This is a genomic window from Flagellimonas aquimarina (assembly GCF_003149745.1).
Taxonomy (GTDB): Bacteria; Bacteroidota; Bacteroidia; order Flavobacteriales; family Flavobacteriaceae; genus Flagellimonas; species Flagellimonas aquimarina.
Genome location: NZ_QGEG01000002.1, coordinates 453369 through 465704 on the forward strand (window position 1 = coordinate 453369; position 12336 = coordinate 465704).

At 38.6% G+C, this 12336-nt stretch carries 10 protein-coding genes; 3 read left to right on the forward strand and 7 right to left on the reverse strand.

The genetic code is table 11. The features are described 5' to 3' along the window. The first annotated feature begins 3 nt into the window (after positions 1–3). The 3 genes from DKG77_RS08880 to DKG77_RS08890 all read left to right on the forward strand — a co-directional run bounded on the left by DKG77_RS08880 (position 4) and on the right by DKG77_RS08890 (position 4298). Complete coding sequence (locus tag DKG77_RS08880) at positions 4–1446, forward strand: acetyl-CoA carboxylase biotin carboxylase subunit (protein WP_109662274.1); 1443 nt, start codon at positions 4–6, stop codon at positions 1444–1446. Positions 1447–1451: 5 nt separating this feature from the next. Then, the gene (locus DKG77_RS08885; protein WP_109662276.1) at positions 1452–2993 is read left to right on the forward strand and encodes an acyl-CoA carboxylase subunit beta; all 1542 of its coding nucleotides are present in this window, start codon (positions 1452–1454) and stop codon (positions 2991–2993) included. 96 nt (positions 2994–3089) lie between these two features. Then, a complete protein-coding gene (locus tag DKG77_RS08890; protein WP_109662279.1) occupies positions 3090–4298 on the forward strand; it encodes a multidrug effflux MFS transporter in 1209 nt (402 codons plus the stop codon). Here the strand turns inward: DKG77_RS08890 and DKG77_RS08895 are convergent. The 7 genes from DKG77_RS08895 to DKG77_RS08925 all read right to left on the reverse strand — a co-directional run bounded on the left by DKG77_RS08895 (position 4295) and on the right by DKG77_RS08925 (position 12335). Beyond that, entirely contained in the window at positions 4295–5377 is a 1083-nt protein-coding gene (locus DKG77_RS08895) for an anhydro-N-acetylmuramic acid kinase (protein WP_109662281.1), read from the reverse strand. The two genes, DKG77_RS08890 and DKG77_RS08895, sit on opposite strands and share 4 nt — an antisense overlap. After that, positions 5377–6042 carry a class I SAM-dependent methyltransferase gene (locus DKG77_RS08900; RefSeq protein WP_109662282.1) on the reverse strand — a complete coding sequence of 222 codons (666 nt, stop codon included), beginning with the start codon at positions 6040–6042 and terminating at the stop codon, positions 5377–5379. Before DKG77_RS08900 ends, DKG77_RS08895 begins: the two co-directional genes overlap by 1 nt. Beyond that, entirely contained in the window at positions 6039–7646 is a 1608-nt protein-coding gene (locus DKG77_RS08905) for a glycoside hydrolase family 3 protein (protein ID WP_109662284.1), read from the reverse strand. Before DKG77_RS08905 ends, DKG77_RS08900 begins: the two co-directional genes overlap by 4 nt. Further along, positions 7636–8919 carry an MFS transporter gene (locus DKG77_RS08910; RefSeq protein ID WP_109662286.1) on the reverse strand — a complete coding sequence of 428 codons (1284 nt, stop codon included), beginning with the start codon at positions 8917–8919 and terminating at the stop codon, positions 7636–7638. The genes DKG77_RS08905 and DKG77_RS08910 overlap by 11 nt, the downstream gene beginning before the upstream one ends. Then, complete coding sequence (locus DKG77_RS08915) at positions 8916–9398, reverse strand: GNAT family N-acetyltransferase (protein WP_109662288.1); 483 nt, start codon at positions 9396–9398, stop codon at positions 8916–8918. The genes DKG77_RS08910 and DKG77_RS08915 overlap by 4 nt, the downstream gene beginning before the upstream one ends. 3 nt (positions 9399–9401) lie before the next feature. Next, positions 9402–10913 (reverse strand): glycoside hydrolase family 10-like protein, encoded by a 1512-nt coding sequence (locus tag DKG77_RS08920; RefSeq protein WP_109662290.1) that lies wholly within the window; start codon positions 10911–10913, stop codon positions 9402–9404. Positions 10914–11003: 90 nt separating this feature from the next. After that, entirely contained in the window at positions 11004–12335 is a 1332-nt protein-coding gene (locus DKG77_RS08925) for a RagB/SusD family nutrient uptake outer membrane protein (protein WP_109662291.1), read from the reverse strand. Between the last annotated feature and the right edge of the window lies 1 nt (position 12336).

A 12336-nucleotide genomic window follows, 5' to 3' on the forward strand; every position in this document is an offset into this window, starting at 1 on the left:
ACTATGAAAAAAATATTGATTGCAAATCGCGGAGAAATTGCCTTACGGGTTATGAAGACCGCAAAGAAAATGGGGATAAGCACCGTAGCGGTGTTTTCAGAAGCCGACAGAAATGCTCCGCATGTCCGTTTTGCAGATGAAGCAGTCTGTATTGGAGAGGCACCATCTAACAAATCTTATTTGTTAGGGGATAAAATCATTGAAGTAGCTTTAAAACTAAACGTTGATGGAATCCATCCTGGATATGGTTTTTTAAGTGAAAATGCAGATTTTGCAGAAGCTGTGGAAAAGAAAGGACTTACTTTCATTGGTCCAAAATCCAAGGCCATTCGGATAATGGGTAGCAAGCTGGCAGCCAAAGAAGCTGTAAAAGCATATAATATTCCCATGGTACCTGGTATTGATGAAGCCATAACCGATGTGGCCAAAGCACATGAAATTGCAAATGAGATTGGATATCCAGTTTTAATAAAGGCTTCTGCTGGAGGAGGGGGAAAAGGGATGCGAATTGTTGAAAAGGAAGAGGACCTTGAGTCTCAGATGAAACGAGCCATTAGCGAAGCCACATCCGCCTTTGGCGACGGTTCCGTTTTTGTGGAAAAATATGTGACCTCCCCTAGACATATTGAGATTCAAGTAATGGCAGATACCCATGGTAATGTTTTACACTTTTTTGAAAGGGAATGTAGTATCCAAAGACGACATCAAAAGGTTGTAGAAGAAGCTCCCTCTTCAGTATTGACTCCAGAACTTAGGCAAGAAATGGGTATAGCTGCAACTAAAGTTGCTGAAGCTTGCGATTATGTGGGAGCAGGTACGGTGGAGTTTTTAATGGACGCTGATTTAAACTTCTACTTTTTAGAGATGAATACCAGGTTACAGGTGGAGCATCCGGTTACAGAATTGATTTCTGGAGTTGATTTGGTAGAGTTGCAAATAAAAGTCGCTAGGGGAGAAGAGCTACCTCTAAAACAAGAAGATTTAAAGATACATGGTCATGCAATGGAATTAAGGGTTTATGCAGAGGATCCCTTGAACGACTTCTTGCCCAGTGTTGGTAATTTGGAAGTTTATAAGTTACCAGTGGGAGAAGGAATAAGGGTTGACAATGGTTTTGAAGAAGGAATGGATATTCCAATTTATTATGACCCAATGCTTTCAAAATTGATTACATACGGTGAAACAAGAGAAGAGACAATTGAATTAATACTTGATGCTATTCAAAACTACAAAGTAAAAGGAGTACAGACCACACTGCCTTTTGGAACTTTCGTTTTTAAACATGATGCATTCAGGTCAGGGAATTTTGACACTCATTTTGTAAAAAACTATTATTCTCCTGAAATTCTTGAACAAGAAAATAAGGATGAGGCGGAAATAGCAGCTATGGTGGCCCTGTATCAATACCTAGAAGACCAAAAAACAGTAAAATTACCTTCAAACTAATTCGTATGGATTCCAAAATAAAAATATTAAAGGACAAAGTAGCTCAGGCTCATTTAGGAGGGGGCGAAAAACGAATTGAAAAGCAACACCAAAAGAAAAAATTAACTGCCAGGGAACGAATACAATATTTGTTGGATGAAGGCTCTTTTGAAGAAATGGGAGTCCTGGTAACCCATCGTACCACTGATTTTGGTATGGAAAAGGAAATATATTATGGAGATGGTGTGGTAACGGGCTATGGAACCATTAATGGGCGATTGGTTTATGTTTATGCACAGGACTTTACCGTTTTTGGAGGTGCCCTGTCTGAGACCCATGCTGAAAAAATATGTAAGGTGATGGATTTAGCCATGAAAGTGGGTGCACCGATCATTGGATTGAACGATTCTGGTGGTGCCCGAATCCAAGAAGGAGTTAGGTCTCTTGGTGGGTATGCCGATATATTTTACAGAAATGTGCAGGCATCAGGAGTAATCCCTCAAATATCTGCAGTTATGGGGCCGTGTGCAGGTGGTGCCGTGTATTCGCCAGCAATGACCGATTTTATTGTGATGGTAGAAGAGACCAGCTATATGTTCGTTACTGGTCCTAATGTGGTAAAAACGGTGACCAATGAAGAGGTAACATCGGAAGAATTGGGAGGTGCCAGCGCACATGCCATAAAATCTGGAGTTGCTCATAAAACTTCTTCCAATGATGCCACTTGTTTGGATGATATTAGAAACCTCTTGGACTATTTGCCTCAAAACAATACAGAATTACCAAAATCAAAAGCATATAAGTTAGCAGATGAAGTAAGAGAGGAACTATCGGGTATGGTGCCTGATAATCCTAATAAGCCCTATAATATGCATGATGTAATCAATGGGATTATAGACAGGGATACTTTTTATGAAATCCATAAGGATTATGCAGAAAACATAATAGTTGGTTTTGCAAGATTAGGAGGTAGAAGTATAGGAATTATTGCTAACCAACCTATGTTTTTGGCGGGGGTACTAGGGGTGCAAAGCTCTAGAAAGGCGGCTCGTTTCACCCGTTTTTGCGACGCCTTTAATATTCCGCTGTTGGTTTTAGTGGATGTTCCTGGTTTCCTGCCCGGTACAGATCAAGAGTGGAACGGTATTATCATGCATGGAGCAAAGCTTTTGTATGCTCTAAGCGAGGCAACGGTACCGCGAGTCACCGTTATTACCAGAAAAGCATATGGCGGCGCTTACGATGTTATGAATTCCAAACACATAGGAGCTGATTTCAATTTTGCATGGCCCAATGCAGAAATAGCGGTAATGGGCGCAAAAGGAGCTAGTGAGATTATTTTTAGACGAGAAATTTCAGCAGCAAAGGATCCAGTAGAAAAATTAGCTGAAAAAGAGGCCGAGTATGCGGAAAAGTTTGCAAACCCATACAGAGCAGCTCAAAGAGGGTTTATAGATGAGGTAATTCTTCCCAAAAATACGAGGCGAAAACTATTGAAGGCTTTTGCCATGTTGGAGAAAAAACAAGTACAGACACCAAAGAAAAAGCACGGGAACATTCCCCTTTGATTTGCTGGTATTTCTAGCTGACGGACTTGTATAAATATAATATAAATACCTCTTAAAAAGCTTCACCGCTAAGCTGGGTATGCCTAGTTTTGCACAATGCAAAAAGAAACCCAGAAACCCAATTTTGAGTTTATAGCTTTAATGGCTGCTTTAATGTCAATTGTGGCACTTGCCATTGATGCTATTCTACCCGCTATTTCAAACATTGGAGTGGCAATAAATAGTCTTGACCCAATAGATAACCAGTTGTTAATCACCATGATTTTTTTGGGACTTGGAGTTGGGCAATTGTTCTTTGGACCATTATCCGATAGTTATGGGAGAAAACCAATGGTTTATTTGGGTTTTACCTTGTTTGTTATTGCGAGCATAATTTGCTTGTTTGCTCCTTCTCTTGAAATAATGGTTTTAGGTAGAATTTTGCAAGGAATTGGTCTTTCGGGCCCTAGAACACTTGCAATATCCATTATTAGGGATACCTATAAAGGAGATTATATGGCCAAAGTGATGTCCTTTGTGGTTGCTTTCTTTATTTTAATACCAGTTGTGGCACCGGCAATTGGGAAAATCATTCTTGATAGTTTGGGATGGAAAGCAATTTTTTACATCCAGTTAATTTTTGGGCTCGTTGTCTGTTTTTGGTTTTGGAAGAGGCAAGCTGAAACGCTTCGCCCAGAATATAAGATTCCAATTTCCAGTACTGTGTTTATTGATGGCGCCAAAGAGTTTTTAAAGTACAGGGAGACTATCGTTTACACCTTAATGTCTGGCATGGTGACAGGAGCTTTTTTAGTGTATTTAAGTGCCGCACAGCATGTTTTTGAAAATCAATACGGATTAAAAGAGGCGTTTCCTTATATTTTTGCTGGACTGGCAATTTCTATAGGGCTTTCAACATTGTTAAATGGCACCTTGGTAATGAAATTTGGCATGCGTAAGCTTTCACGGTTGGCGCTTATCGCTTTTTGTGTTATAGCAATCATGTACACATTCCTATTTTGGAATTCACCCAACCCCAGTATTTTTGTGTTGGTTGCGTTTCTTTCGGCGCAGTTTTTCTGTTTAGGTTTCATGTGGGGAAACTACCGTTCCATTGCTATGGAGCCTATAGGTCATATTGCAGGAATTGGAGCAGCTATTAATGGTTTTGTTTCTACCTTGTTGGCAATTCCTATCGCAACATTTATAGGAGATTTTGTAAAGGACAGTGTTTGGCCACTCTTTGTTGGCTTAGCCGTCTGTGGCCTGTTTTCTTTGTTTACATTGATGATGGTTAAAAAACCAAAAAGAATTGCTGCGGCCTAGGAGTTTTTAGGGAAAAAAACCTCTCCGCTACAGGAATCTTCTCTCGCCCCAGTTACCGAGCTAAGCACGTTGATTTTACCTTCCAGACGAAGTACTCCCATTAAGGCAAAAACCAAAGCTTCCTTAAACGTAATCAACGTTTTGGAAAGAATAACAATATCTATTGATGCTCCAAGTTTTTCTTTAAGCGTGTCTATAAAAAAATGATTTAGAGCCCCACCTCCTGCTACAAATAGTTTACTACGTTGTTTTGTGGCATGTTTGTGGATTTCTATGGCAATTTGTTCGCAATTATGATGGATAAATGTATGAAGCAAATTAATATGAGAAGCTCCAGAAGCTTTAATCAAAGGAACAATCTCCTCTGTAAACAACTCGTAACCTGTAGATTTAGGATAGGGTAGCTTGTAATACGCTAATTGGTTAAGCTTTCTGGCCAATGGTCTATCTACCCTTCCGGTTCTGGCCAGCTTGCCCCCTTCATCATAAGCCAATCCCATTTTTTGGGTAACATAATTTAAAGGCATATTGGCCATCCCAATATCGTATGCAATTCTCTCCCCGTTTTTCTCAAAAGAAATATTGCTTATCCCTCCTAAATTCAGGCAAAAATCATAATCGTGAAATAACAATCGATCCCCAATGGGGACCAATGGAGCGCCTTGTCCTCCTAAGGAGACATCTTTGGTTCTAAAATCACATACAACTTGTTTTTCACTGCCATCGGCTAGCAACTGTCCATCCCCCAACTGAAAAGTAAAACCCTCTTCTGGCCTATGATGAGAGGTATGCCCATGGCTCGCAATAAAATCGACTTCTAAATTATGTTGTTCAATAAAACTCTTAGCTTGTTCTCCTAACCATATGCCATAGTCCTTATGCAATTGATCATGGTCTTGCTCGGATAGGTGAATTGCATTTTTAAGGTAGTCCCTCATTTTTTCCGTATAACTAACATCTTTAGTGTTTTCTATGGAAAACTCCCAATTACCATTGTTTAGCCAAAGATGACAATAGGCTAGATCCAAACCATCTAAAGAAGTACCGGACATTAACCCTAGAACCTTGTATTTTTCCATTATTGTTTTTCGATTTTAATGATTAATGAAATAGGTTTTTCATCTTTATTCAATACTTCTTGAAAATTTATCTTCACGCTTTTAAACCTTCCAAGTACATCTAGCCAATTTTCAAATGTTCTGGCAAACCAAGAATGACCATCTTCAAAATTACCAGGTAAACCTTTCCAAGCATCAGATAGCCATTGACTCTTATATGGAAGTTCATTCTGTATCAGAAAAAATGGGTGCAAGGTTTGAATTATGATGAATCCATTATCCGAAATGGACTTTAGTGTATTTTCCAGAAGCTCTTGTAGCCCTTCCTCCAAATAAAGACAAAAATTAAAAACAGCTGCATCAAAAGGGGCATTGGGAATAGGCTTTCCCTCTATGATATCCTCAAAAGTGAGCACATGATAATTGCCCAAATGCTTTTTTTTGGCTTCGACAATCAGATCTTCTATGGCATCGAAGCCAATAGCTTGGCGCCCCATTTTGCTAATTTCATGTGTAAGCCACCCTTCACCGCAACCAATGTCCGCTAACTTTTTACAATCAAGACTGGCAACGGTTTCCAAAATTGCCTTGTTGGTGAATTTTCTGGAAGGAATCTGATTATCCTGAATTACCTTAATCCATTCAGAAGCATTCTTTTCCCATGACGAAATGATATCTGATTTCATACTTGAAAGGTTTTAAGTGTTATGGGGAGTTTTCCACGAGCCTCTATTTTTCCATCAAAATGTTGGTAAGCAACTTCTTGGAATTCTGAAAAATCTTGATAAACTACCATAACATTTGTATTGGATTTAAACTTTAGTAAATCAAGTACATAAGGGTTTCCAAAGAGATAGATCAACACATTTTTTTTGCTTGTTAAAGAATTGATGAATTCCAACAATTTTTCATCAATTCCGAACTTGTTTTTTGGTTTCATGGATGGAGGAAAGAGCGCTAAAACAACATTTTTGTGTTTGGATACTAAGCTCTTTACCGTGTCCATTGTGGTGGTCTCTATTTGATGGTGTTTTTGACCAAATTTCTCTTCAATTTTTTTGGAGAAAACATTTTCTACTTGATTTTTCAATGAAATGTTGAGGAAATCATTTGTTCGGATTTCTTTTGTTACATCTAGGTTTCCAAAAAGCTCCGTAATGCTGTGCTCCGCTATTTTCTTGTTTAACTCTGATGATTGAAGGTTGATATTCTTTTCTTCATGAGTGTCTAAAAAAGCTCGTTCTTTTAACCTCCAAACTCTTTTAAAGCTTTCTTCAATTCTTTTTTCTGTAGCACTGGAAGTTATTTTTTCAATCCCTTCTTTTGAGTTTTCAGAGAAGCACATCACATCCATCCCCGCTATAAAGGCAGTAGCCTCCAAGATACCTTTTTCCTTATATTTTTTTGATACGGCGTGCATGTTCAAGGCATCCGAAATAATAACACCTTCAAACCCCATATCTGTTCTCAACAAGTCGGTTATGATTTTTGATGAGGTCGTGGACGGATTTCCAGAATCGTCCAACCCAGGGACAGATAAGTGGCCTATCATCACTGCATCAACACCTTTTTTTATGAGCTTCTGATAGGGATATAGCTCATTTTCCAATAATTCTTCTCTTGATTTGTTGATTATAGGTAAGCCCAGATGTGAATCGGTGGCCGTATCGCCATGCCCGGGAAAATGTTTAAGCGCGCCTAAAACCCCAACACTCTCCATCCCTTTTACATAGGCCTCAGCCTTTGTTAAAACCAAGTTTTTATCATCACCGAAAGATCGATATCCAATAACTGGGTTTGCTGGATTATTATTAATATCTACTACTGGGGCTAAATTCCAATGAACACCTGCTTCTTTGCAGTTTAGTGCTATTTGCTTTCCAACTTCAAAAATTAAATCGTTATTATCTTGTATGGCACCTAAGGTAATTGCATAGGGGTATTGCGGTGTTTTTTCTATACGCATGGCCAAGCCCCATTCCGCATCAATTGCAATGAGTAAAGGAACGTTTGCAGCTTTTTGATACCTAGAAATAAGATGTTTTAATCTTACATAACTATCATCATTGTAAACTACTTTCTTTTTGCCTTCAAAATTGGTGGCAGCACTTGCTCTACTATGAAAAAAACAAACAGCCCCTATATTATTTGTCCTAATTGAGTTTTCAATCTTTTGAATTTCTTCCTCACTATCATTTATAAATGCAGCAGGCATGAACAATTGACCAACTTTTTGTTTTAGGGTTAGTTCTTTTGTTGCACTGGAATAGGAAGGTAGACTATTGGGCATCGCTTACATTGGTTTTTTTACCATAATCTTCTGGGTATTTTAAATACCTAAGAACCAAAAACGCCGGGAGTGCCGCAATGACTACCCAGAGAAAGAATCCATCATACCCCAACCATTCTTGAATATATCCGCTCAACATCCCAGGAATCATCATTCCCAAGGCCATAAAACCTGTAGCTATGGCATAATGCGAAGTTTTAGAGACTCCTTCGGCAACATATATGAGGTAAATGAGGAAAGCCGCAAACCCAAATCCGTAACCAAACTGTTCAATGACCACTGTTCCTACTACTGCAAATAGACTTGTAGATTGAGTGACGGCAAGAATAGCATAGAGCGCGTTTGGTAAATTTAGAGCCAATAGCATTGGAAGCATCCATTTTTTCAACCCATCTCTGGAAATTAGAATTCCACCCACAATACCACCAATTGAAAGCATGATGATGCCAACGGTACCATATATGGTTCCCACCGCTTCTGTGGAGTACCCCAAGCCTCCTACTTCCAAAGTATCCAATAAAAAAGGAGAAGCCATTTTAACCAATTGCGATTCGCCCAATCTGTAAGTAAGGATAAACAGTATGGCCACCCAGATTTGGTTCTTTTTAAAAAAACTGGAAAAGACCTCTAAAAAACTAGTTGGTTTTTCGGTTGTTTTGTTTTGTGATACTTCAAATTTGGGTGTTACAAAAAAATTGGAAATGGTCAAAATGATCATTAAAACAGCAGCACAGATCATGGTCATTGACCAAGCTTTTGTATTGTCTCCATATTTATGTTCAAGAAAACCTGCAAATATAACCAGTAGTCCTTGTCCTGTTACCATGGCCAAACGGTAAAAAGTACTTCGAAGCCCAATAAAAAATGATTGTTTTTTTTGCGTTAAACCAATCATATAATACCCATCTGAAGCTATATCATTGGTTGCGGAGGCAAAAGCGGCCATCCAAAAGAAGGCTAGGGTGATGACAAAAAAGGAATTTGAAGGGAGAAACAAACCAATACCCAAAAAAGACAGTGCAACAATAAATTGCATGCCCAGAAACCATTTTCTTTTGGTTCCATTTAAATCTACCAAGGGACTCCATAATGGTTTTATTACCCAAGGTAGGTAAAGCCAACTAGTATATAGCCCTATCTCTGCATTGCCAATGCCTAAACGCTTGTACATAATAACAGATACCGTAACTACTAGAATATAGGGAATACCTTGCGTAAAATACAACAATGGTATCCATGCCCATACGCCTTTGTCTTTTTGTGCAATGCTCATTTAGGGTGTTTTAATAGATGTTGATAAATACTTTTTTCAGATTCCTCAATGACTTTTGCCTTTATCACTTTTTCGTAGTACGCTACTGGACCAACTCCTCCTATTATAGCATAAGCGTACCCTAGCTCTTTTAATGCATTAAGTGATTTTATAAGAAGTATTTTTCCAATTTTTTTTCCTCTTTCCGAAGCTAATACTCCCGTTGGTCCAAAAAAGTTTTTAGATGTGCTTTCAAAACATGCAAAGCCTAAAATGGATTGTTCTCGTTGAGCCACAAAACAGTTAACGGGTAAAGAAGCAAAGGCTACATCGACCTCATCTCCCCAATTAGCACTAAAATTAGATGCGACCCAATTTGTTATAATGCTTTTTTCTGGAGCTATGGGTCTTTTGATAATGATGTTTTCAGATTCTAAAAGATGTCTTTCATCCTGGGAACAATCAGGCAAATCAAGAAGTCTTACAAGCATATCTTGCATAATCTAATTTGATTCTAGTGTTAGCATCTGTAATTTACTTTCATTTCCGTAGGCATCAATAATAGTAATTCCAATACCATTTTTTGACTGTTTTTTTGTCAACCGTATCTGGTTACAGATAGAATTTTGACTAACGGAAAGATAATCCTTTCTAATGAGCAGTTTTTGGTTTGGCACTTTCTTATTTAATGCATAAAAATTCAAAAACCTTGGAATGCTGTCTGAATGGGAAATACAAGTGTTCAGTTTGTTGTTCAATATTTGTGTCGACTCAACTTTTGGTGCCGATACTTCCCTTTTTGTTTTTGTATTTCCACTTGGGTTCTGGGCTGGAAACCCATAGAACTTTCGTTTTAAGGCTTTAGTGACATTTTCATTTTTCCCCAAAAGTGATTTAGCACTAAAAAAAACATTGCCGGTTATTTCTTTTTGTGATCTGGCCAGAGAAAGCTGTTTAGGTATTTCTTTTTTCTTGTTCCAGGCCTTGTCTTTGTTATTTTTGATTTTGTACGTTCCGTTGCCAATATATAAATTGGTGTTTTTGGCAGTATTTGCCCACCATTTGGTAATAACCTTATGGGAAGCAGGAGGATAATCCATGCTCCAATATACTTGGGGGACCAAATAGTCCAACCAGCCTTTTTCTATCCAAAGAAGCGGATCCGCATAGAGGTCTTCATAGGTGGTTTGCCCTGCTTTGGTATCTGAACCATTTGGATCTGTGTTCTTATTTTTCCATACTCCAAAAGGACTAATACCAAATTGAACCCAGGGTTTGGTTTCTTTTATAGTTTCGTGAACTTTCTTCACCAAGGAATCTACATTGCTTCGTCTCCAATCATCTACATTTTGATCCTGCAAACCATAGGTTTGAAAAGCGGTACTGTCATTGAATACCTCGTCTTTGATTTTGTAAGGATAAAAATAGTCATCAAAGTGAATTGCATCAACCTGATAGCGCTTGACTACTTCACTAATTACGTTGGTCAGTTTTTCCTGCACTGCTGGCAATCCGGGATTGTAATAATATTTTTTGCCATACTTGATCATCCAATTTGGATGTTGATGAAAATCGTGTTGTTCCGACAGTGCGAGCGTATCCAAATCAAAAGTGGCACGGTAGGGGTTGAGCCATGCATGGAATTCCATTCCCCGTTTATGCGTTTCTTTTATCATCCACTCCAATGGTTTGTTGAAGTCATCTGGTGCCTCTCCTTCTTTTCCGGTCAGGTATTTGGACCAAGGAGCTTGTTCTGTTTCATAAAATGCATCTCCAGCTGTTCGTATTTGTACAATGGCCGCATTGAAGTTAAGTTTCCGATAGAAATCCAGAATTTCTATAAAATCCTTTTTCTGTTTTTCTGAATTGTCATTTGAATTTTTAGGCCAGTCAATATTTACAACTGTTGCAATCCAAACTCCTCTAAACTCTTTTTGTGGTTGAATTTTGGTCATTCTTGAAACGGAGCAAGAAAGACAAAGCAAAAGTGGAATTATGTAAATAATTCTTGACATAAAACTTAAATAAAAAAGGCCTACTTGTGGACTAAATGTAGGCCTTTTCGCTTGATTAAATAAAAACTAACAACTCAAACTAAAACTGTTTTATATTGATGGATCTGCAGGAGTATTTGGGTTACTGTTGCGCTCCAAATCCGGATAGGGATAAAAATTCCTGTTTCGTTCCTCATCATAGTCCATTGCCGTTCCACTAGGCTCAGGTCTTCCAAATCTTCGGCTGTCCTCAAGGCTCATTCCTGTCAGGAAAAGCTCTGACCTTCTATTTCTATATATCTCTGTAAGCAAGGCATCAACGGTATTGTCACCTGAATATGCAGCTACATTGGCATTTATTCCCAATTGATCATCATTATCTGTAAGCACCTCATTTAAAGCCGTTGTCGCCGCCCCTAAATTTGGAGTTCCTTGCCTTAGATTAGCCTCTGCAATGATAAGGTTCATTTCATCTGGAATATATACTGGAAGTGAACCTGTGTTTACATTAAAAAAGCCGGCCAAATCTTCAATGGGCAATCCATTTTGATTTGTTTCATCCAAGGTTACCAAATAAAATGCAAGTCTTCCATCTGCGGCATCAAAAGTGAAGGCTGCGGGTAAACCAAAATTATCTCTTGGTTTAAAGTTTGGCGCATCGTTTTGAAATACCCTGGCCCAGATAGGGTTTAGGTTTTGGGAATCATATGCAAAAACAGAGGTGGATGTTAAGTCAACACTATTAGCCGCTGCAAGCGCCGTATCATAGTTGCCGGCAAAAAGGTTGTACCGAGCTGTCATTGCCAAAATGGTATTTTCCAAATCAATATTGCCCAAAGTAATGGCATTGGTAAACTCATCTGAAGCTGCATTTCCCGCTAATTGGCTACTAGCCTCATTTAAAAGGGTTATTGCCGCTAAAAAGGCATTGTTTCTTGATACAAATGTAGCGTCGTTATTGTTGCTTGTCTCAATAATGACCTGCTCGTAATTTTGAGCAAGACTTCCTATGGCCATAGCCTTAAAAAGTTTTGCATGAGCAATTAAGCCACTTTGTGTACCTGCGTCCAATTCTATGTTGGCTGTATTGGCCTCAATATCCTCTGCGATTTTTATTACACGAAGCATAGTGGACCATAGTCCTTGAACATTAGAATTAAAATTGGGTAGGGCAGACCCTCCATCTTCCAATTCTATCATATTTTGGAATGTGGTCGTAATACCGCCTTCTCTGGTAGTGATTGCTGGTGTCTCCACAATCCATCTTACACCTGTTGTGGAATATAATTGTTGAAGGCCAACAGCTGAGGCCAAAATACCTTCACGAGAAGAAAAAGTCTGTTCCTCTGTTGCTGCATTTGGGTTATCGAAATCAGTTTCGCAGGAAGCAAGTCCTATGGAAAGTGAAATGCAAATAATAAAATATTTTATATTGTTTTTCATC

Bases quoted from the DNA above. Each gene is read 5' to 3' on its own strand.
- DKG77_RS08880 (WP_109662274.1), top strand. From the start codon at position 4: ATGAAAAAAATATTGATTGCAAATCGCGGAGAAATTGCCTTACGGGTT.
- DKG77_RS08885 (WP_109662276.1), top strand. From the start codon at position 1,452: ATGGATTCCAAAATAAAAATATTAAAGGACAAAGTAGCTCAGGCTCAT.
- DKG77_RS08890 (WP_109662279.1), top strand. From the start codon at position 3,090: ATGCAAAAAGAAACCCAGAAACCCAATTTTGAGTTTATAGCTTTAATG.
- DKG77_RS08895 (WP_109662281.1), bottom strand. From the start codon at position 5,377: ATGGAAAAATACAAGGTTCTAGGGTTAATGTCCGGTACTTCTTTAGAT.
- DKG77_RS08900 (WP_109662282.1), bottom strand. From the start codon at position 6,042: ATGAAATCAGATATCATTTCGTCATGGGAAAAGAATGCTTCTGAATGG.
- DKG77_RS08905 (WP_109662284.1), bottom strand. From the start codon at position 7,646: ATGCCCAATAGTCTACCTTCCTATTCCAGTGCAACAAAAGAACTAACC.
- DKG77_RS08910 (WP_109662286.1), bottom strand. From the start codon at position 8,919: ATGAGCATTGCACAAAAAGACAAAGGCGTATGGGCATGGATACCATTG.
- DKG77_RS08915 (WP_109662288.1), bottom strand. From the start codon at position 9,398: ATGCAAGATATGCTTGTAAGACTTCTTGATTTGCCTGATTGTTCCCAG.
- DKG77_RS08920 (WP_109662290.1), bottom strand. From the start codon at position 10,913: ATGTCAAGAATTATTTACATAATTCCACTTTTGCTTTGTCTTTCTTGC.
- DKG77_RS08925 (WP_109662291.1), bottom strand. From the start codon at position 12,335: ATGAAAAACAATATAAAATATTTTATTATTTGCATTTCACTTTCCATA.